Raw genomic sequence first — 20,498 nt, forward strand, 5'->3', positions numbered from 1 at the left:
ATCAACGCCTTCGCCATCACGTTCGGTGACCGCTGGCCGGGAGCCGAAACCTACTGATCAACAACGCCGGAAACACCGATCATGGGATAGACCCGAGACGTACTGACACCACGACCGGAAACACCAACTTGTTCGCATTACAGCCCGGGACGTCATGCGGTTCTCAGGTTGGACTTCCATGGTCGGGAGTTGCACCGAACGTCTTACAGTCCTTTGGAAGCGTGAATATGCGTTGTTCTTCGACGGTGAGTGGCGGGGTGGCGCGTGGCGGGCGTCCTGTGCCCCGGAGGGTGCTGAGTACGACTCGGGGAGAGAGCAGCCGGCGTGGTGGTGCGGACAGGGTGTAGACGTCGATTTGGGCGTTGGTGATGGCGGTGCGGGCGATGGAGGCTTTGGCGAGTCTGTCGAGGTAGCGCCGCACGAAGCGTGCACCACGTGTTGGACGTTGGTCTGTGGTGTTGAGGTAGCGGAGGTCTTGTGCTGTGGACATGGCCCAGGCGTCGTCGGCGGTGTCCGCGAGCGTGCGTTGCAGCGGAAGTGTTTGGCGCTGGATCCCGTGTCGGCGGATGTGGTCGCGGATGGCGAGTGCGCCGAGGGCGGCGAGGGCCATCCCGTGTCCGTAGACGGGGTTGACGGTGCACGCGGCGTCGCCATGGACGAGCAGGCCCTCGGGTCGGCGGTTCATCTGGTCGTAGCGTCGGCGGCGGTTACCGATGATGCGGAAGCCGTACGGGTGGCTCAGGGGCTCGCTGGTGGCGATGAGGTCGGAGATGATCGGGTGGCGGAGGGTGCGGGCGAACGCGGTGAAGCCGGCGTCGTCTGTGGGTGGGCGGCAGTCGCGCCGGCCGACGAGGGTGACGAGCCACTGGCCGTTCTCGATGGGGACCAGCACACCGCCGCGCGGGCCGGCGTTCGAGCGTGGATCCGCCGGGATGTTGATTTCGGGAAAGTCGGGGGTGGTCCCGGCGGGTGGGCGGTAGCGGCGGCTGGCGTAGAAGATGTCCGGATCGACCAGGACCTCGGGCACGGGAGAACAGCCGAGTTCGCTCAGCCAGCGGGGTGTCTGGGAGCGTTGCCCGGTGGTGTCGACGACGATGTCGGCCTGCACGGTGTGCGTGTGTCCGGTGTCCCGGTCCCGGACGCGCGCGCCGGTGATCTGTTCGGCGGAGCCGGTGAGGCCTACCACCTCGGTGGCCTGGCGGAGGCGGATGCGCTCGTGTTGCAGGACTTGTTCGCGCACGACCCAGTCGAGGAGGGCGCGGCTGCAGCTGATGAGGAACTGCCGTTCAGGTGATCGCCGTAGCCAGCCGTGTGCGGTGAACGCCAGTAGGCGTGATGGCATTCCCACGTATTGGGCGTCGTGTGAGAGCAGGGTCTGCGTGGTGCCGGGCAGCAGCTCGTCGAGGGCGCGGGCGCCGCCGGCGACGAGGACGTGTGTGTGGCGGGCGTGGGGTGTTCCCTTGCGTTGGTTGGGACCGTTGGGAAAGCGGTCCCGGTCCACGATGGTGACGGTGTCGAGGTGGTGGGCGAGAACCGACGCGGCCAGCATTCCGGCAAGGCCGCCGCCGAGGACGAGAGCGTGAACTGGTTGGCCATCGTGCATGTGAACCGTCCTTCGCTGCGTAGGAATTGCCGCGCGCTGACGTTCGAGGGTGGGCTATGTGCTCGTTGCCGTGCCGGACACCTCGACGTCTCGAAGCGTGGCGTCGACGAGCGGATCGGTCAATGCGTCGGCGATCATGACCAGTCGCCGACGCTCACTGGCGAAGGCGTGATGTGCATCGGCAGCCACCGCCACGTCGGTGATAGCGACGTCTGAGCGTTGCCCCCGCTGTCTCCTGGCCAGCGCGGCCTTGATCTGAGCGGCTTCGCTGAGTGCGGCAAGGTCGTTTCCGGAGTGACCGGTCTCGCGAGCGCGGTGTTCGATCGCGACCACGACGGCAGGGTCCTGGTAGGTGCGCAGCTGATGCAGCCAGTCGTTGATCTCGATGACGCGCCAGAACAGCCGGAAGTCCATGCTGAGGCGCTCGGCGAGGGAATCAGGTGTGTGGATCATCGCGGGGTTGACGGGTGCGAGCGCCTGCCACAGTGGGCGAAGTCGACGGTAGTCGCGCAGTCCGCGGCGGAACTGCCGGAGAGCTGTCCATGCGGCGGACAGTGGTGGGCCCCAGCGGGGGATGCTGTAGCCGAGGAGAACGAGGGGAACGCCCAGTCCTGCGATCGCTGGGGCATTGACGCTCCATTGGCGTAGTGCGGGATTGACCAGGCCACCGATGACGGCGAAGAGGCACACGGCGCCGTAGGCAGCGGCGAACACCATTCCCGTCGCGGCGATCCGGAACCCACGGCGCAGCCAGATCCGATCGGTGATTTCGGAGGCCCAGATCCAGCACAGGCGCACGAGGTTCGCGGCCCCCAGCAGGTACGTGGTGAAGTAGAGCACCAGCATCGCGACGAGCACGGGCACACCTGCGGCCAAGGCGGTGAAACCGCGATGGCGGTTCTCGAGCTCAGGGCTCACCGCGAACAGCGCCACCATGCCGCAGATCACCAGCCCGTAAATGATCATGAGGCGGCGTGCTTGCGGCCAGGCACGGTCGGAGTGGTGCCAATACAGCAGCATGACCTGAGAGGCACAGAGGAACGCCAACGCCAGGCACCAGCCAAGTAACACGGTGAGGTTCGCGATGCCGGTGACGCGGTTGAGGGGCAGCGCGATCACTGTGGCGCCAAGGAGCATAGGTGCTCCTCCGAGTGCGGAACCCACGATGATCGCGCGGATCGGGGCCTTGCGTTCGGGGGGAGCTTTCCGCAAGCTGCGGTATTTGACCAGGGCGTGTATCCATGCCCCGATGGCACACAGGACGTAGCCGAGGTCAGACATGGCGGCCTCGCTCGGGTACGTATCCGAGGGCGTACCAGGCACGCGTCCCCAGATCATCTCCGTCCGGTGGGAACGGCTCGATGCGTTGCCGGCCCGCCCATTCCAACAGCGCCCGGGTCAGCACACCGGCGACGCGGTCGGCCTCACGCTCCTCGTCTCTGCTCAGCCCCGTCCGCCCCGCGATGATCTTGACCATCTTCGGAGACAGGTCCGGGAACAGCAGCGCGCGGCCTTCGTGTGCGGTCAGCTCGGCGGGCTTGTGGCCGCACACCATGTGGGCGATCTCGTGGAGCACGATCAGCAACCGGTGCACCCAGCTGCGGGTCGTCGTGACGACGATGATGTTCACCTCATCCGCGGTCACCGCCCACAGACCGCTGAGGCCGGTGTCGCCGAGGTCGTCGAATCTCAGCAGGATCTCCCGTTGAGTGCGTTGGGCTATGACCTCGACCAGACGGCGGCACACCGTTTCCGCTGTCGCGGAGGTATCGAGGTCGAGGTCGTGGATCAGTGCACGCCCGAGTTTGCGCAACTGTCGTGCGTTCAAGCCGTCTCCCCTGTGTGGTCCCTGCATGTGCTGCCATACCGCCACCGTGGGCATGCGACCGCGGGCGGCCTGGTCATCCCGGCCCACCGCGGCCTCCCTGCCGGGTGTCGGTCTCGGGTGGATTCTCCTCGTCGAGGACGTGCCGGATCGCGTCCACGGCATCGTCGCTGGGGCGCAACGCTTTCACGAGTGCCGGCAGACCTTTGTCACGCACCCGCGGCGACACGGTCTCTTCGCTCGCACGCGTGATCACGGTGTTGTCGCCCAGGCTGGTTGTGGAGTACGCCGGTCGGTGGCGGAAATCATCAGCGGTCCGCGTCGTCGTCGGCGCTCGATCTGCTGTGCCCGGTCGCGCGGTTTCGTGTTGCGCTGCCAAGCTCGTCCTGGGTCTCCGGGGTGGGCGCGCGGCCGTCCTTGAGCGCTTGTGTGAGGGTGGTGATGATCTTGTCGCGGATCCGCGGTTCGAGTTCTTGCTCGCTCGCGCGCATGATGACGGTGTCCACGCCCAGGGAAGCCATGGCAAGACGCGTCTCCAGCTGTTCCTCCACCTGCGCGGCCAGCTGGTCGTCGAGAAAGTACGCTGGATCGGCGCCGAAGACATCCGCCAGCGCCAGAAGATGCTTCAGCTCGGGATCGGCGATCGAACCATCACGCAGACCGGACAGTGTGCTGGGCGAGATTGTCCAGTGCCGGTCACCCAGTTCCTGGCCGCGGCGCCGCACCGCGCCGACAACGAAGTTGAGGGTCAGTTCTCCTTGGCCGGCTGGGTGGACCAGCGCGAACAACCGGTTCAACTTGTCCCGAAAGGGGCGTCGGGGCTGTGCTGAAGAAGCCGGGTTTCGCCGGCCACCGACGAAGTAGGCGGGGTGGACCTGCAGTGCTGAGGCCAGCCCATCGATGACGCGGAGGTTGGGGTTGTCGCGGATGCCCTTGCGTAGCTGGGCGATGTAGCTGTGACTCACGCCGACGGCTTCGGCCAGTTCGACGTTGGAGTAGGGCCGGTGTCGGCCCGCAGGTGGAGCCGCGCAGAGTTCGTCCAGCAGGACGGCGAACGAGCGATGCTGATCCGTGACCATGCCCCCACCTGACGTTGTACCGAAATGAAGATCGACCGGGCAACCACTTCGCGCCAGTTGACTGCGTGACGCGGTTCAGTCTATTCTCGCTCGCGTAGTAATTCAACTGAAGTGAAGAGCCTTGCGTTCTCGACGCTTCTCAGTGCAAGGCGGGACCACGGGGAGGTGGTGCCACGCCCTACCAAATCGGCCTTCATGGCCGAGAGTGAGGGAATCAAGAATCTCGACGTTACACCGCTTGCGGCGCTGCCAAGAACGCACCGGCGCGGTCAGACCCGTGACGAAGAGTGGGCGTGCGTGTAGATGCGGTTTTCGTATCAGAAAACCGCGCTTCTTACGATATTCGATTCACTATCAGCAATGTGCTGAGTAATGCGACAACGAAACGTCGAGGGGGCGGGTCGTCGTTGCGACTACCCCCGGAAGCGAGGAGGAATGCTGAGTCAACCCGCTTGTGGTGACCCGTTGAATGTCACATCGAGTCGCGTGTCCGACGACGTCGCTCGACGTTGTGCCAGAGGCTGGTCCGACATCGTGTATCGGATCACTCTGCCGTCTAATGCTGTGCACTGCCGTGCTGATCTCCACGTCGGTCCCGTTAGCTACCGAGACTGGGTGCGGTGCACCGCGGCCACATCTGCTAGCCAGCGGTAGGGCGAAGCTCGCCGGGTCGCACAAATCCTGGCCTTCCCCGCAGTCAGGACGATCCGGCACATCGGAGGGGTGACGGGCCTCGCGAGGCTTCCCTCAAGCCGCGTGACACGCGCCGTCACCCCTCCCCTGAACACTCGTCGAGGTACGCGTCATCGAAATCGGCGAAATCCGACAAGATGCTGACCCGCGCCCGCGATGTGGGCGACGTCGACGAAAAGGTCGGTCGTTTGGTCGGCTAGTACCACCTGCTGGTGTCGGTCGGCAGCCACGTTCGGTTCCATGGTTGCGTCGCTGAACGGCGCCGACGTACGTCGCTCGACCTTCCTGATGGTGTCGTTTACCACCTCGGAAGTGGGGGAAGCGCAGTGTTCGGCGAGCAGTGGTGGTTGCCGAGGCACTGCGGTCATAGGACCGTGATCTCGTTGCTGAGTTCGTCGTTCTGCGGGCAGCATGTCCAGCGCCGCCCACACGCTCCGTGCGGCCGGTGAAATCCCGGACCACCGACGGCAACAGCCGAGGCACCGATTCCCCAATACCCCCGCGGCGCCGGCCAGCGACTCATGCCCGATCAACGCGGCTTGCACCATCGCGCCGCGAACCTCGTCACAGGCCTCGTTACGAGCACTCGCCCCATCCGACACGAAACCAACCTCGCGCCAGTCTCCCCGGCGGCGGCGCGGGAACAACCAGCACCACCCGCACGGACCACGAGCATCCCGACAGAGCAACCACAACTGATCTTGACGCCAGCAAGGTCGCCGTCAGCGTCAGACGCTGACGTGGCCGGAAAGGTCCGGATTCGCTAAACATCCTGAGGAGCGGTCCCGACGTCCTAGAGTGGTGATCGTGACCACGGTGACCCAAGAGGCGTTCCTGCGCGACTTCCATGCCAGATACCCGGCGGCGACCGTCAGCGCGATGGGGCGAGGCAAGACGCCGGACGGGCGCTCAAGCTATGAAATCCTGCGAGACCACGTCGAGGGCCACTCTCGGGTACTCGACTTGGGCTGCGGCGACGGCTTCCTGCTCGAGTTGCTCGCCGAGGCCGGCCACGAGGTCACCGGCGTAGACCTCTCGAATGCTGATCTGGCGCTTGCCCGTCAGCGGCCCTCGCTCGCCGACGCGAGCCTGGTGGAGGGGCGGGCGCAGGAACTGCCCTTTTCTGACAGCGGCTTCGACGCGTGTGTCTCACATATGGCGTTCATGCTGATGCCCGAGATCGACCGGGTAGCCGCGGAGTCGGCACGTGTCCTGGTCCCCCGTGGGCGGCTAGCCTTGGTGCTCGGCAGCGGCTCGGCCGGCGGAACCGGCGGCAGCGCCTTGTTCCGGCGCCTGCTCCGTCCGGTACTCGCCGATGTTCCTGCCGAACAGCAGATGCCGCAGCTGGGTGACCGACGTACCAGAGGCAGGGAAGGCGTCGACGAGATTCTCACCGCGGCAGGATTCGCTCCTGTCGAGTGGACCACCGAGCCGCTCGACCTGGGCGGCAGTGCCGAACAGGTGTGGGCGTCCCTCTCGACCGTTTACAACTTCATGCCCTTGGACCCGGCAGTCGTGAAGTCGCTCGAAAAAGAGTTCCTGGCCCAGGCAGCCGGACTTGCCGACACCGACGGCCGGATCCCCTCCACACAGAACATCCACGTAGCCACCACCACGCTGACCAAGTAGCGCACTCAAAGTGGCTGGGACTGTGCCCTGGACTCATCTCAGTGAGTAGGTTACTCCCTCGTCGTGCACGACAGCGGGAAACTAGAACGGATTTCGCCGCCGCAGTGTAGAACTCTCGATTTCCCGAACGGCTGTCCGTAGTCCCATGTGGTCGTCCGGCCGCTCGGCCCGCCAGCGGCTGCGCGATCTCTACCTCTGGCGCGCGATCAGCCGGTTGACGAGTCCGTCGATGTGCGCAGGGTGCAGGTCGAACCAAGACATAGCGGTATCCCTTCAAGAAAACGAAATTTCGGGTGAGTGGTTCAGGCCGCGGCGCGGCCCAGAGCATCGAGAAGGGCTTCCTTCACGACCGCGATCGCCGCGTCGACACGGCGTTCCAGCCGAGCCAGCCCCCGGTCGGTGTGGTCGGCCCAGGCTTCGCCGAAGCTGTCGAGTTCCTTGTCCCGTGCCTGGGCAGGAGCGACCGTGTAGAACTCCTCCTGGGTCGGGTAGATCCCGTCACTGCGCCGACGCAGCCACAGCCGGCGGTGAGGATCTCGATCACCACCGCGGATCGGCGCTCCGGCGATCTCCTCGTTCTTCGTCACCGTGATGTCGACGAGTCGGCTGACTTCGCTCAGCGAGGTGTGGACGGTGCGGTGTCCACCAAGCAGGACGCAGTCCACGGAGCGGGCCACGGTGGCCGGTGCGTAGTAGAGCCGGCGTACGCGGTAGATCTCCCACGGCATTGTCTTCATCCGAGCAACGGCAAGCCTGACCGGCTCGGCAAGCCTGACCGGCTCGGCCACCCGGTCACGATGCAGCCGAGTGATCAATGACTTGCCGAGGCCGAACAGTCCCGATCGGGGGTTGAGGGCCAAACAAATGTTCTTGTCCAGTCGCGGCAAGGACGAGCGGTAGTGATCCAGTCGTCCGCCGATCATCGGGCAGGACTCGCTGGTGTACGCGGCGCACCACGGGTTTATCTCGACAGAATGATGCGGGTAATTGGGTGATCGGGCGATCGCGGCGGCGACGAGTTCAGTCGTCACCGTTGTCACCTGAGATACCTACTTGGCCACAACTGTCCGCCGGTTGCGGCATGATCTGCCACATGCGTAGTCCGTGGGTCCCGTTGCCGCCGTCTCGTCCGCCTCGCCTGCGCCCGTTGCACTGGACGTGGGTTCTCTTGTCCGCCGTCGCGGTCGTCATTGTGGGGACCGGCGTCGGCTGGTGGCTGTGGCGACAAGCCGACGGGCTGGCCGCAGCGGATTTGGCGCGGGCGCGCGCCGACGCCATCCGCACCGGACTTACAGCGGCTGGCGGCACCGGAGCCGCCCTCGCGCTGCTGTTGGCCGTCCGCCGCCAACGCTCTACCGAGGTCGCCCTAGACCTCACCGACATCGACCTGGCCCAGAAGAAGCAAGCTGCCGCAGACGCTGCGCACGACGCCACCGAGCGGCGCATCACCGACCTGTATACCAAAGCCGCCGAGCAGTTGAGCTCTGACAAGGCAGCTGTGCAGCTAGCGGGCGTTCTCGCGCTTGAGAGGCTTGCGCAGGGAGCACCGGAACTCCGCCAGACCGTGGTTGACCTCTTATGCGCCCACATCAGAATGACCCCGTCAGCTGGCAAGCAATCCGCGAACGACATGACAAACGGCTCACAATCGCGGTTGCATTCCAGAATTGCCGGGCACCGCCGGAAGCTAGGGTCGTCCACAGAAAGCCGGACAGCTTCCACCAACGCGGGCGAGATCCACGTTCGCGCCACCGCACGAGACGTGCTACTACGTCATCTGCGCTATCTGAAGAAAAACAATCGTGGCCTGCTAATGGAGGAAAAGTACTCTCAGGTAAACGGAGAGCATTGGGACGGAATCCGGCTGGATCTGTCGAACACCACGCTCACAGGCTGGGACCTCACAGCCTGCCGAATCTCGGCGGGAACCTTCGCCCACACCACTTTCGCCGACCGCTGCGATTTCACGCTCGCTGACTTCACCGACGATGTCGACTTCACTGGCTCGACATTTCTCGCCGACGCGTCATTCTACAAGGCGAGAATCGGGGGGAATGCCGACTTCAGTGGTGCAACCTTCCACAAGGACGCTCACTTCGAAGATATGGACGCCTCCGATGGACACCTCTATTTCGAGGGGTCACTCTTCGAAGGGATGACCTGGTTTGATGACGCCGATATCTGCTACGCTGACTTCCGTCAATCGGAATTCCTTAGGGAGTGCTACATCAACCGTGCCAGGTTCGGCAGTGTCAGCTTCTACAAAGTAGTTTTCACAATCAAAGCTCATTTCGGAGGGGCCACCTTCCGCGGTCAGACAACGATCACTAGCGATCTCGCCATCCTTGATGGTACCCGGATCACGAAGATAGACGGCCGAAATCAGACGTGGCCGCCGTCTTACACCGTCAAAGCTCAGCCAGACGGATCCGGCGTCCTGGAAAGGAGACATGACTGGGAAAATGGGACGGCCCCGGCGGAGCGCCCGACTTTGAGAAGCCTCCTTAGCGATAGCTAAGGGCAAGGGCCGACCGGACCCGCCCTCGGTGGCCCAGGCTCGTCAGCATAGGGATCGCGACGGCAACGATCGTCGGCCGTGCGAGGCGTAATCCAGGGCACAACCAGCCCGCCCACGGTCGGACGGTACTGTAAGCGACAACGGAATCGGGGGCACGATGATGTCGTTCATGATCCTTCCTCCTGTCTCCATGTCGCACGTGGGTCGTGTACGACATCGCGGTGAGATTCATTGCGGCCGCGCCTATTCTCGGTGGATCTCGCAGAGCCTGACCGTGTCGCGGGCGAGTAGCTGGCTGCTTGCCAGGTGGTGGTCTGGGCGGACCGGTGTCTCAGCTGGTCTCTTCGGAATTAGTGGCCGGCTGCGGGCGCAGGTTTCGTAGAGCATCTGCCACAGGGTCTTCTTCCGCACATGTACGTCACGGCGGGAGATCAGGCGGTCGATCGCGGTGCGCGACCGGGCCGGGATGTCGAAGTTTGGCGGGGTGGACCGTCCGCTGAGGTGGGGACCGCCGGTGCGTCCCAGCCCTGTTCACGGTACCAACTCAGCCACTTGCCGACCACAGCCCGGCGGGTGTTCGCCGAGCCGATGGTGTCCAGGAACGCCTCGGCTGCAGACCACACCGTCCCGCGGCGGCACCGTCCGGACCGGTCACCGTGCCCGCCATCGTCACCACCTTTTCGGGCTTGCCCCGAATAACAGCCCATTAATCGGGGTATGGACACCGCTGGCTGTGACCATCAAGACGTCTTTCTACCCACGATCTGAAATTAACCCGGGAGCGCCGTCCGAGTTCGTTTCGGCTTTGGTGTAGAGAACCTCGCGGGCCTGCACGGTGGCGCGCAAGATGCTCTCGCTGATGAAGTCGCTGAAGCGGGCCATGTTCTCCAGGCGGGCGACCGCCGGCGTGTCGCGGCCGAGGATGCCGACGCCTTGCCGTGCGATCTCGGCGACCTTCGCCATGCCGCGGGCGCTGTCGATCGTCGATTGGTACCAGACGTCGTCGTCGACGAGGTAGCGCTCGCGGCGGCGTTCGCCGGGTTCGCGGCGGACGAGGCCATGGCTTTCGAGGGACGCGATCGCCTTGGAGACCGACGCCGGACTGACCTGTAGGCGCTGGACGAGTTCGGAGGCGGTGCGGCTGCCCGCATCGGCAGTGAAAAGGCAGGTCAGCACCCGGGCCATCATCTTAGACATGCCCTGTTGCATGAAGAGGGTGGTCAATGTCTCCTCGTACTCACGCACGGCTTCCGCGTCGCGCCTGTGGCCTTGTGCTAGCGCTTGCCCTCCTCGGGGCGCGGCTTGGCGGCGCCGGCGGGCGCGGCGTTCGGTGGCGCGGTGGGCTAGGTCGGCGCGGTAGGTGGCGGGCCCGCCGTTGCGCATCACCTCACGCGTGATCGTCGAGGTCGGACGGTCGAGGCGCCGGGCGATCTCGGCGTAGGGGAGGCTGTCGGCCAGCCCCAGCGCGATCTGCCGACGTTCGGCCTGTGTGAGCCTGCCTCCCGGCATCGCGATCTCCTCTGATGACCCTTCGTGGCAGTCCCTGATCCCGCTACGATTGTAGCGTTCATGCCAAACTCATTGCAACTATTGTTGCCAGTATCGTTGCGTTGCTTTTATGACCATTGCAACGATGTATACTTTTTGAACTGCATAGATGCAGAGATAACGCAACATCCTTGTTCCTATAGTTCGGAAAGCAATGTAGCGTTTCCCGTATCAGAAACAGTGAACCGGCGCGGGAGAACACGATGCAGAGTTCGGCACCTCCGCCCCGATCACCGCCGTCCTGGACATCCCGCAGGACGCATCCAGTGTGTCGTTGATCTGGCGGGCGCCTTCGAGGGCGACGTCGCCGAAGCGTCCGACGCCGCGGAGTTCGGTGTCGGCGACCCTTGTCCTCGACGCGGGAGCTGTCGGGCAGTTGGACGGTGATCTCTAGGGATCGGGCGAGGCCGCGGAATTGGTTGCTGGGTGTTGAGGCCGTGATCCACGGGCCACCGCCGGCATAGGCCGGCGGGGGCCCGCTCAGCAATCTTGGTGTCGGGCAGGATCTCGACGGTGTGTCGGCGTGGTCTGCGGAAGATTGACGCGGCCGCGAGCGTCCGCCACACCACAATCGACGGCAACTTTCGGTCGCCGCCGCCGGCGTCTCGGCCACTCTGGACGCGGGCACCGGCTACGACCGGGTCAGCAACGCTCAGAAGAACGATGGCACCGCGCTGGGCTCGACATCTGCGCCACCACATACGAGCAGGAATAACACATGACAAAGAACAGCACATCCTCGACCGATTCGACGTGGACCGCCATGGTGCCGGTCGATGACACGGCACTGGCCGTCACCGACACCGGTGGCCTCGGCATCCCCGTGATCTACCTCAACGGCCACGTCGCCGCCCAGAAGTGTTGGCGGCGGGTCATCGCCGATCTGGGGCCGGGGTTCCGACACATCACCTATGACATGCGGGCCCGCGGCAAATCGAAGACTTCGGCGGACTATTCGTTCGAGACGAACGTCGCGGATGTCGATGCCGTTCTCGCGGCCAGGGGCGTGGAGCGGGCGCTGGTAGTGGGCTGGTCCTACGGCGCGTTCGTTGGCGCGCACTGGGCCAGCCGCAATCCCGACCGTACCGTGGGTGCGATCCTGGTTGAGGGCGCGCAACCGCACGACTGGATCGATGAGGTCGATATCGAGGGAATGCGAAAGCTGTGGCGGCGCTTGGGCTGGTTGATGCCGCTGTTGCGCTCGATGGGCCTGGGCGCGCGGATGACTGCCGAACAGATGGCCGACAGCAACATCGAGGCCGGCGAGATCGCCCGCGAGAGCGAACTGGGCCCCGTGCTGGACAACATCACCGTCCCGGCACGGTATGTGAACGCCTCGGGGGCGTCGTTCGGCAGCAAGGGCGATGAGCAGGAACGTATCCGGGCCAGCCTCGATCAAGTGGTCAAACGCAACCCGAACATCACAATCCACGCCAAAGTCCCCAGCAACCACGGCAACATCCTGCGCAAGGACTACCACACCATCGCCGACGCCGTACGCGAGGTCGCCAGGCACGAGAGCGGGCAGCGCTGAAGGCAAGACCAGCGGACTCACGAGCGGCCGGACAGCGACGCCGGTACGCCTCGCCATCGAGCACCCATATGCAGACACGACCGCGACCAACCTTGATCCACGACGTCGAGGACTGCTGGAGCGAACCGGGAACGAGCGCAACAGGCCGAGCCACAAGTTGCAAGATAGAAAACAGCGCCAGCCAAGAAATGCCATGAGTTTGAGACTGATCATGGTGACGTCGCGGTGAAACAGCTCGGAAAGCCCAGGTCACACAAGATCGACATGTCGTGCACGGCGAGACCCTGCAAGCAGCAGAGGCACGAGAGATAGTCGTTAACGACGCACTTCGGGGCACGAAGCGGATGTCAGGTCGGCGTCGGTAGTGGCGGCGCTCGGTGGTCTGATCCGGATGTTCCGACCGCAAGTAGACGGCAGGGGGCGGTTCTCGACCGGCAGTTCGGTGCCGCGTCGCTCCCTGATCATCTCTTGGTGCATCCGCGTACCGACAGGATCGCCAGACCCAACGGGACGGGGTCACCTACGCGCACGAGGATCTGAAGGGCTACGCCCCAGCCGGTGAGTCGGTCGGAGACACTCGCGCCAACGACTTTCGTGGCCGCGCCGGCGACGTGGACAAGGGATACAGACCAACTGCGCGCGTCTACGAACCTAAACCGGTTCATCAGCGTCGCACAGACCTGGACGCCAGGACAGTCAGGCTGCGCCGGCAAAGTAGGCGATGAGAACACGGACTCTCTTCGGCGGCGGCAGAACACTGTCCGGGTTCTGTAGATCCCCCACAAGCACTGTCCACGTTGGAGCGGCCTTGTTCACCACTGGTGTCGGGTCCTGCTTCCCCAGCACATACTCGTTCGGTCGATCACAGAAGTAGGCACCCACGAAGCCATCAGAGCGGCCGCCCCACGACCCCCCGTTGCGCAGTCGACAATGAGCACCATCGCTGAGCTCGAGCCCCCATGGCTGAGGATCCCTCGCAACTGGCACGCGGGCTACAGGGCTAGACGCAGTCACCGCCATGAGCGCTTTTTCCCAGGGCATGCCGCCACACAGCATGGTCAGACGATCAGCCTTGACCCAGCAGACGTCAGCTCCGGCCGCGCTCGGCGAACACGAAACGACGTCCCGCCCGACTGATGCGTACGAGGAGGTACAGCTGTCCACGCCGTTGTATCCAGGCGTGACCGCGTACCCACGTTGGGCAGAGATATCACGGTCGACCGGAACGACAGTGACCACCTTGGTGCGCGCTAGGAACAAGCTGATCGTAAACGCGCCTGCAGGCAGGTTCAGCGTGAACACGCTGTCGAGCAAGACGAACCCTGTTTCGGCCAGTAGGAGCACTCTGGTCAACGCGGCTCTGACTGCCGCCACTTTGCTCAGCTGAGGCGCAAGCTTGTCGAACGCCGCAGGTGAGAGAACCTTCTTCACCGTCTGAACCACGCCGTCCGAATCGTCGATGACGCACTTTGCCGCAGCGGCTAAACCCTGCCCGATCCCTGACTCCTTTTCTTTAATCAGAGTCTTCTGACCGCATGCCAGCAACGCGCCGTAGGTCCACAGAACCGAGTCCCCATCGATAGCCTTCGATAGCTGGTTGTAGAGCAAACCAAACACGATCGCGGAAGGGGTGAACGAGCTCGTGATTTCGGCAGGGAGGCCAGCGGGCGAGAGGGAATCCTGACTGAAGCCGAAGTGCACCTGCTGCCCTGGGAGCACGATCCATGTCCGGCCGGCGTCAGCGGGCGGTACGTTGATCGCCTCCGCGAGTAGCGTCATGACGTTTGGCACCCAGTCGGCGACGGCGTCGCCAATGTTGCTCGACCAGGCCCACGTCGGCTTCACAGGCGTCTTGACGAGCAGTGCGCCGCCACGGTTGTTGGCAATGTCGACCTCGGCAAGGTCCTTCTTAGAAGGGTCGGGGTCCGAACCAACGCACACGAGCATCGGGGCGCTCTGATCCTCAAGGAAGTTCGCTTCGGACAACCAGGCCGGTCGCTGCGTTCGTCGACCGGCCTTGTCCTTGCACTCGGGAGCGGAAGTGCGTTGATCAAAGAACTTTCCCAACAGATTGGCCAGGTCGCTCGCCCTGTCCAAGAGCCACTCTTTGAAGCTGAGATGCTCGACGGTAACAGTGCCGGAGCGACGATCAGCACTGAGCTGCGCCACGTGGGTACGCACTGGAGCTTGGGCCGCTGCGTCCGGCTCCGTGGGCAGCGCGCCATACGCTGAGCCGTCGCCGAAGTCATCCAGGAGGTAGAGCTGCCGCCCCTGTTCCAAGGGCTGGTCAAAGCGCCAAGTGAATGTCCATGGATGCACCGGTTGACCGGCTGCCAGGACCAGGCGGACAGCTTCGAGCCCCGAACTGCCCCGCGGTCCGACCGGCTGTGCCATCGGGGCAATCCTCAAGTTGGTGTCCGCAGCGCCGACACTGCCCGCCGGAATGTGGATAGACCAATGGTCGCTGACAACGACGTCGCTATCCCGGCTGGCCGGCACGGCCACGATCCTGACCGAACCCTGCGCCGCAGCGGTGCCAGCGCCGTTGGCCGACTCGGTACTACGCGGCCATAGCAAGTAGGTCGCGCCTCCGGCAGCGAGGAGGACGGCTGTCACCAGTACGACAATGAGTATGCGTTTCGACGATCGCGTACTGGTCATAGCTGCTCCGAATCATTTCGCGCCTTCGTAGTCCGACCTACGACCAACCTCATACGGCCAGCCAACTCGCCAGGTACGGGTACGGCCCGGATGCGACCCGACTCGCTAGCCTTTAAGTCGTCGAAAATCTCGATCGGTTACAACATCGCTCATCACGATTCGACATATAGCATTGATGTGATCTTCTGACGGTGCCAGCACGCAAGCTTCCGAAATTTCTGCGGTAGCCGTTCGAGCACCGTGGGTGCCCCCCGGCCTTCCGGACACCCCATGCATCGGACCACTACGCTCACCCAAACTCCAACAATCGCAAGGTGTCCTGGCATAGCTGCTGCCTAGCGATCCACCGACATCGTGAGCGGCAGACCGGCATCGAGCTGACCGACTCCGCGTCCTGTGAACACATCGTTCTCGGCATAACAGTGCGTTGCGTGACTTGGGCGGAGGTTCCGGAAGATCTTGAGCAAGCAGGCCATCTCAGCCTCGAACACCGTCCGGCCTGCCACCGATTGCTCAAGGTTTCACCATCTGACCAATGCTCGAACCCCCGGAACGGGCACCCTCTCGTGCGGTAGCAACGGCCCACCGTGCTCACGAACTCGCGGAACCTACAGCCGCTGCAGGCTCTGGAAATTCGCGAACAATTCCGGAAAATCATGAGCAATTCGTGAGCACTTGCCCGCAGGCCGGAGCTAGGGACTGCGACAACATCCAGACGGCCAGTTCGGCGGCAATGGTGGCGATCAACTACGCGTGCGGGCAGCGCGGACTGCCGTACGTCTGGGGAGGCAACGCCGCAGCCGACGGCGGTTTCGACTGCTCCGGCCTGACCAAAGCCGCCTACGCCGCCGCAGGAATCACCCTGTCCCGCACCGCCCAGACCCAGTACACGCAGGACCACGAGTGCCCGCTGCGCAGCCAATGCAACCCGGCGACCTCATCTACTTCGGTGTCAACACGACGCAGATCACCCACGTCGGCATCGCTATCTCGCCCACCACCATGGTCAATGCACCCGATTTTGGCAAACCCGTCCGTATCGACCAGATTCCGAACAATCGGATCGGCGTCACCCGCCCCGCAAACACGGGCCCGTTCCCGCGTGCTCGCCGCACTGCGGCTGCTGTGCTGGATCGACGAACAGGACCTGAAGCCCGACGCCGTGCGCCAAGACCACATCGATCAGTGGCTGCTCACCGGCCGCCCCGAATCCACCTACCCGGCGCGGGAATTCCTCCACTGGGCAAGGCAACGACGCCTCGTCGGCCCGGCGGCCATTCCAAAGAAGCGCCCGCGCACCACGCTGGCGCCGATCACCGAAGACGAACGCTGGCAACAGCTACGCCGCTGCCTGCACGACGCCACCCTACCCCGCGCGGTCCGCGCGGCGGGGAAGCTCGTGCTGCTCTACGGCCTACCGGTCAGCCGAGTCGCCACCCTGCAGCACGACGATATCCACACCGACACCAACCAACGGGTATGGCTGCGCTACGGCGATCACCAGTTCCGGCTGCCACCCGCCGTCGCCACCGTCGTGCTGGCCCAACGCGACCACGCGAGCACTGTCTCGGCGATCGGCCGCAGCCACCCCAATGGCGTGGGGTGGCTGTTTCCCGGCGGTTTTCCCGGACGCCCGGCCCGCGACACCCTCTACCGCGGCCTGCGCAATCACCTGCAGATTCACCTGCGACGAGCCCGCAGCGCCGCGCTGGCGAGCCTCGCGGGCGAGCTCCCCGCCGCCGTGCTCGCCCACCTGCTCGACCTCAACATCAACACCGCCCTCGCCTGGGCCACCTACGCCCAAACCGACTGGACCAGCTACCTCGCCGCCCGCAGCAACGGCACGGCGGCCAGCACCTGACAGCCTTCCTTGCAACCGCGTCATGTCACGAGTTCATGGCGGGAGCAGTCAGGCAAGCTCGTCGAGCAGTGTGGTCAAGCGCCGGGCATTGTCGCGGCATCTCCGGTGATGGGTATGCCGTGTAGCGCGGTCCAGTACTCGGTCACACGCTCAATGTTGCCGGAGTTTGTGATCAGCCCGATGTAGCCGTCGGGACGGACCAGCACCAGGGTGTCGTCATTCGCGACGTACCCGGCCCACAGGTGCCCATGACTGTCGACCAGCGCATGTTCGTTTGCCGACTCGCCTGGTCGGACCACGGTGTAGGCGTGCAGGGCGGGGCCGAACCGGTCGCTCAGCGTCGCGGCCGTGTGTGCGTATGCCGCACCGAAGGTCAGGAGTGTCCAATGTGGCCCACGGAACAGGTTGAACAGCCGGATAGGTCGACCGTCGGCGGTGGCCGTGGTCGCGTCCGGCGCGCGGTCGCCGGCCCTGAGCGCGCCTGCGTCGGTGCGGTCGTCGTGGGAGAGTGGACCGCCGCGGTAGTTCAGCGTGAGCCCGTGCACCTCCGGACCGCGCACGTGGGCGTCGTCGTCTCCCCGCCGGTGCTTCTCCAGCAGCGCCGTGCTGATGTCCAGCGCGGCGCGCGCCGCGGCCATCCGCTCCGGTTCGTAGCTGTCCAGCAGAACACCCGGAGCGCCGGCCAGCGTGGCGGCGAGCTTTCAGCCGAGGTTGTAGCCGTCCTGGATGCCGGTGTTCATGCCTTGCCCGCCGGTCGGTGGGTGCACATGCCCGGCGTCGCCGGCCAGGAAGACCCGTCCGTCCCGGAAGCGCTCGGCCAGCCTGGTGTTCGACCGCCAGGTGATGTGCCAGGTGACCTCGCGCACCAGGATGTCGTCCCGGCCGGACGATTCGTTGACCTGCCGTTGCAGATATTCGCGGATCGGCTCGTCCTCGTCGGCCCGCGGCCGTGCTACCACGACGAACAGCTCGGTGCCAGCCAGCGGAATGACCGAGACACCACTGTCGCCGACCTGCCAGATCCGGCCGTTCGATCGGTTGGAGGGCCTGTCGGACGATCCGCGTCCGGGTCGGCCCCGGGTGATCGGTGACGACAGGGTGGACGAGGTGATCACCAAGACGCTGGAGGAGGCTCCGGGGCGGGACGCGCATTGGTCGACCCGGTCGATGGCGTCGGCGACTGGGATGTCGCAGTCGGCGATCTCGCGGATCTGGCGGGCGTTCGGGCTCAAGCCGCACGTGATCGAGACGTGGAAGCTGTCGACCGATCCGCAGTTCATCGAGAAGGTCCGCGATGTCGTCGGTCTCTATATGAGTCCGCCGGAGAACGCGTTGGTGCTCGCGGTCGACGAGAAGAGCCAGATGCAGGCGATCGACCGCACCGCCCGGACTCTGCCGATCATGCCCACCACCCCGGCACGGATGACGCACGACTACGTCCGGCATGGCACCACCAGCCTGTTCGCGGCCTTCGATGTCGGCAGCGGCTCGGTGATCGCCCAGCACTACCGGCGCCACCGCCACCAGGAGTTCCTGCGCTTCCTGACGCTGATCGACGGCCGGGACATGGCCATCGGACGAGTGCTCATCGCTCTCTCGTCCCGGCATAGCAGGCTCCGACAGCAACTGCGGCGGCGGCAACTCCCATTCCCAAGAGCGTCAGCAGTACACCTCTGAGCGTTCCGGTCGTCAGGGGAATGACCAGCATGCCCAGCGAAGCGAACACGACCACCAGCAGCCCCAGACGCACCGACATGCGATGGGGACGGCTCTGTTCAGGCATGGCTCCCTGCCGATTGGCGACGAGCTTCCTTACCGGCGAGGCGAATGACCACGACTCCACGCGCACTCGACGATGAGGTCGACCCCAGAGGAAGCCTCCCCAACCAGGCCAAGCCCTCGTCTGACTTGCGGAAGCCCTCGATCCGCCAACCGACCGCCTGATCACTCATCGCTCGACGTTCCGGGTGGGTCGGTGTCGGCTTGAGTCGTGCGCGTGTCGGCGAAGGCTGCCACGTAGTACTTGAGTTTGGTGTCGTCGAGCGGGCAAGCAGTATCTGCTGGCACGTCGAAGTGGTTCATGACGGCGCGGACCTGTTCAGCAGTGGCGGGATACCCCTCGGGCCTGGACATATCGTCATAGCCGAGTATTTCCTCGAGGGTGTGATGGCTGATCCCCGGAGGCAGATCCAGGACCCAGTCCAAAAGTTCGTCCGACTTGCGAAATGCTTCGATCTGCCATCCGACTGCGGGATCGTTCATGGTTCGACGCTCCGGCTGGGATCTGGGCCCTTGATCTGTTCCCCTGTGTTGGAGTCAAGGACGCCTTGATGTTTACCACGCTTGTTGTACATCTCCCACTCGCCGTGTCGCGAGTCCCATTCGTAGATGTTCCCCTTGTCGTCCTTCCACCTTTTGCGGAGTCCGCCACCACCTTGAACTGACGTCTTCCGATCCGCAATCGTTGCCCCCTTCACTCCAGGTGGTGGCCCCTTGGGCGGCGGGATGTAGCCAGGAATCTTGCGGGCCGCTGCACCCGCCTTGGCTGCGTCTTCGCCGATTTTGGCTGCTTCGCCGAGGATTTTGGCTGCTCTGCCGCCGGCTCCGGCGACTGCCATGGCACAGGATGTGCCGTTTCCGATGGCGCAGGCTTTGATGTCGGAGAGGAAGACGTCGTAGATGAAGCCGGCGAAGCCGCCGAGGGGTCCGCCGGGGCGGCATTGGTCGATGGTGCCGCCGAGGGCGAAGCAGACTTCGGCTTGCGGCCAGGGGCCGCGGGCGGCGAAGTCGAGGGCTTCCTGCCAGGTGAAACGGCTGGAGCCGGTGTAGCCGATCCCGCGCAGCGCTTCGAGGCGGTCGGCGGGCAGGTCGTGCCCGAGGGCGGGTTCACCGAGGTCATCCGCGGCGCCCGGGGGCGGTGTTGTCCCGGGGTCGGGTTGTTTCTCGGCCTGCTCGGCGCGCTGAGCGGCTGCGACCGCCTCAGCTGCCGCAGCGGCCGCGTTCTTCGCGTGGTCCTCGGCCCAGCTCGCGGCGGCTTCGGCCTTGTCGGCCCAGTCCCGGGCGATAGCGGCATCGCGTTCAGCGTTGCTGGCCGCGCCACGTGCGGTAGCGGCGTCGGATTCGGCGCTGGCCGCCGACCGGCCGGCGATGGCGGCGTCACTGGCGGCGGCGTTAGCGGCGCGACGTGCTGCCTGCGCGTCGCCCTGTGCCTGGTCATCGGCTTGCGACGCTCGGGCACCGGCGTTGCGGGCGGCGGCCGCGTCCTCGGCCGCCGCGGCGGCCGAGCGCTGCGCGTCGGCGGCGGACCGCGACGCGGCTGAGGCGGATTCGGCTGCCGCGGCGGCCGCGGGGGGGGGAGGGGCCCCCACGGCCGGGGGGCGGGTGGGCGCGGGCGCGGGGGGACTCGCCCGGCGCGGGGGGGGGGGCCCGCCGGGCCCCCCCCACCGCAGCACCCCGCGTTGGTGCCCGACCCGGTAGTACCACACGACGGGGAGTCGCCAGCATGAGTCAGAAGTCCGGTACGCCGAAGAAGAACCTGATGCTCTTC

The 20,498-nt window shown here is 65.1% G+C and carries 16 protein-coding genes and 2 pseudogenes; 6 read left to right on the plus strand and 12 right to left on the minus strand.

All coding sequences use genetic code 11. The annotated features are described in order from the left end of the window. Positions 1–163: 163 nt before the first annotated feature. From ACFWX1_RS44495 to ACFWX1_RS44515, 5 genes are all read right to left on the minus strand, one after another. Positions 164–1,603 (minus strand): NAD(P)/FAD-dependent oxidoreductase, encoded by a 1,440-nt coding sequence (locus tag ACFWX1_RS44495; RefSeq protein ID WP_378395966.1) that lies wholly within the window; start codon positions 1,601–1,603, stop codon positions 164–166. A 54-nt stretch (positions 1,604–1,657) separates the two neighbouring features. Further along, complete coding sequence (locus ACFWX1_RS44500; protein ID WP_378395967.1) at positions 1,658–2,884, minus strand: MAB_1171c family putative transporter; 1,227 nt, start codon at positions 2,882–2,884, stop codon at positions 1,658–1,660. Then, complete coding sequence (locus ACFWX1_RS44505; protein WP_378395968.1) at positions 2,877–3,431, minus strand: hypothetical protein; 555 nt, start codon at positions 3,429–3,431, stop codon at positions 2,877–2,879. The genes ACFWX1_RS44500 and ACFWX1_RS44505 overlap by 8 nt, the downstream gene beginning before the upstream one ends. 73 nt (positions 3,432–3,504) lie before the next feature. Beyond that, positions 3,505–3,684, minus strand: a complete 180-nt coding sequence (locus ACFWX1_RS44510; RefSeq protein WP_378395969.1) for a hypothetical protein — start codon at positions 3,682–3,684, stop codon at positions 3,505–3,507. Positions 3,685–3,736: 52 nt separating this feature from the next. Further along, on the minus strand, positions 3,737–4,507 hold the full coding sequence (locus ACFWX1_RS44515; RefSeq protein ID WP_378395970.1) for a helix-turn-helix domain-containing protein: 771 nt from the start codon (positions 4,505–4,507) through the stop codon (positions 3,737–3,739). Positions 4,508–6,007: 1,500 nt separating this feature from the next. Between ACFWX1_RS44515 and ACFWX1_RS44520 the strand changes: the two genes are divergently transcribed. Continuing rightward, entirely contained in the window at positions 6,008–6,829 is an 822-nt protein-coding gene (locus ACFWX1_RS44520) for a class I SAM-dependent methyltransferase (protein WP_378395971.1), read from the plus strand. A gap of 302 nt (positions 6,830–7,131) precedes the next feature. Here the strand turns inward: ACFWX1_RS44520 and ACFWX1_RS44525 are convergent, their stop codons facing one another. Next, positions 7,132–7,860: a hypothetical protein gene (locus tag ACFWX1_RS44525; protein ID WP_378395972.1), complete on the minus strand. Its 729-nt coding sequence runs from the start codon at positions 7,858–7,860 to the stop codon at positions 7,132–7,134. A 62-nt stretch (positions 7,861–7,922) separates the two neighbouring features. Here ACFWX1_RS44525 and ACFWX1_RS44530 point away from each other — a divergent pair, with 62 nt between their 5' ends. Next, complete coding sequence (locus ACFWX1_RS44530; protein ID WP_378395973.1) at positions 7,923–9,347, plus strand: pentapeptide repeat-containing protein; 1,425 nt, start codon at positions 7,923–7,925, stop codon at positions 9,345–9,347. A 753-nt stretch (positions 9,348–10,100) separates the two neighbouring features. Here ACFWX1_RS44530 and ACFWX1_RS44535 read toward each other — a convergent pair. After that, positions 10,101–10,856, minus strand: coding sequence for a helix-turn-helix domain-containing protein (locus ACFWX1_RS44535; protein ID WP_378395974.1), 756 nt, complete (start codon positions 10,854–10,856; stop codon positions 10,101–10,103). A 757-nt stretch (positions 10,857–11,613) separates the two neighbouring features. Between ACFWX1_RS44535 and ACFWX1_RS44540 the strand changes: the two genes are divergently transcribed. Next, positions 11,614–12,429, plus strand: a complete 816-nt coding sequence (locus tag ACFWX1_RS44540; RefSeq protein ID WP_378395975.1) for an alpha/beta fold hydrolase — start codon at positions 11,614–11,616, stop codon at positions 12,427–12,429. Between the two features lie 696 nt (positions 12,430–13,125). Here the strand turns inward: ACFWX1_RS44540 and ACFWX1_RS44545 are convergent. Next, the gene (locus ACFWX1_RS44545; RefSeq protein WP_378395976.1) at positions 13,126–14,928 is read right to left on the minus strand and encodes a hypothetical protein; all 1,803 of its coding nucleotides are present in this window, start codon (positions 14,926–14,928) and stop codon (positions 13,126–13,128) included. Between the two features lie 895 nt (positions 14,929–15,823). Between ACFWX1_RS44545 and ACFWX1_RS44550 the strand changes: the two are divergent. Together ACFWX1_RS44550 and ACFWX1_RS44555 are read left to right on the plus strand one after the other, a co-directional pair. Next, positions 15,824–16,134: pseudogene (locus ACFWX1_RS44550) on the plus strand (C40 family peptidase); the annotation flags it as partial. Between the two features lie 58 nt (positions 16,135–16,192). Beyond that, positions 16,193–16,951 carry a hypothetical protein gene (locus tag ACFWX1_RS44555; RefSeq protein WP_378395977.1) on the plus strand — a complete coding sequence of 253 codons (759 nt, stop codon included), beginning with the start codon at positions 16,193–16,195 and terminating at the stop codon, positions 16,949–16,951. A 74-nt stretch (positions 16,952–17,025) separates the two neighbouring features. Here the strand turns inward: ACFWX1_RS44555 and ACFWX1_RS44560 are convergent, their stop codons facing one another. Further along, positions 17,026–17,589 carry a hypothetical protein gene (locus ACFWX1_RS44560; protein ID WP_378395978.1) on the minus strand — a complete coding sequence of 188 codons (564 nt, stop codon included), beginning with the start codon at positions 17,587–17,589 and terminating at the stop codon, positions 17,026–17,028. Positions 17,590–17,652: 63 nt separating this feature from the next. Next, positions 17,653–17,910: an FAD-dependent monooxygenase gene (locus tag ACFWX1_RS44565; RefSeq protein ID WP_378395979.1), complete on the minus strand. Its 258-nt coding sequence runs from the start codon at positions 17,908–17,910 to the stop codon at positions 17,653–17,655. A 76-nt stretch (positions 17,911–17,986) separates the two neighbouring features. Between ACFWX1_RS44565 and ACFWX1_RS44570 the strand changes: the two are divergent. Next, a pseudogene (locus tag ACFWX1_RS44570) lies at positions 17,987–18,508 on the plus strand (IS630 family transposase); the annotation flags it as partial. Between the two features lie 387 nt (positions 18,509–18,895). On the opposite strand, the gene ACFWX1_RS44575 reads toward ACFWX1_RS44570, so the two are convergent. Continuing rightward, entirely contained in the window at positions 18,896–19,213 is a 318-nt protein-coding gene (locus ACFWX1_RS44575; RefSeq protein WP_378395980.1) for a hypothetical protein, read from the minus strand. Next, positions 19,210–20,319, minus strand: a complete 1,110-nt coding sequence (locus tag ACFWX1_RS44580) for a colicin E3/pyocin S6 family cytotoxin (RefSeq protein WP_378395981.1) — start codon at positions 20,317–20,319, stop codon at positions 19,210–19,212. The genes ACFWX1_RS44575 and ACFWX1_RS44580 overlap by 4 nt, the downstream gene beginning before the upstream one ends. Positions 20,320–20,498: the final 179 nt, after the last annotated feature.

It is taken from the genome of Amycolatopsis sp. NPDC059021 (assembly GCF_042739895.1).
Taxonomy (GTDB): Bacteria; Actinomycetota; Actinomycetes; order Mycobacteriales; family Pseudonocardiaceae; genus Amycolatopsis.

Excerpts from the sequence above, each read along its gene's own strand:
- ACFWX1_RS44495 (WP_378395966.1), bottom strand. The coding sequence starts at position 1,603 with ATGCACGATGGCCAACCAGTTCACGCTCTCGTCCTCGGCGGCGGCCTT.
- ACFWX1_RS44500 (WP_378395967.1), bottom strand. The coding sequence starts at position 2,884 with ATGTCTGACCTCGGCTACGTCCTGTGTGCCATCGGGGCATGGATACAC.
- ACFWX1_RS44515 (WP_378395970.1), bottom strand. The coding sequence starts at position 4,507 with ATGGTCACGGATCAGCATCGCTCGTTCGCCGTCCTGCTGGACGAACTC.
- ACFWX1_RS44530 (WP_378395973.1), top strand. The coding sequence starts at position 7,923 with ATGCGTAGTCCGTGGGTCCCGTTGCCGCCGTCTCGTCCGCCTCGCCTG.
- ACFWX1_RS44535 (WP_378395974.1), bottom strand. The coding sequence starts at position 10,856 with ATGCCGGGAGGCAGGCTCACACAGGCCGAACGTCGGCAGATCGCGCTG.
- ACFWX1_RS44540 (WP_378395975.1), top strand. The coding sequence starts at position 11,614 with ATGACAAAGAACAGCACATCCTCGACCGATTCGACGTGGACCGCCATG.
- ACFWX1_RS44560 (WP_378395978.1), bottom strand. The coding sequence starts at position 17,589 with ATGGCCGCGGCGCGCGCCGCGCTGGACATCAGCACGGCGCTGCTGGAG.
- ACFWX1_RS44575 (WP_378395980.1), bottom strand. The coding sequence starts at position 19,213 with ATGAACGATCCCGCAGTCGGATGGCAGATCGAAGCATTTCGCAAGTCG.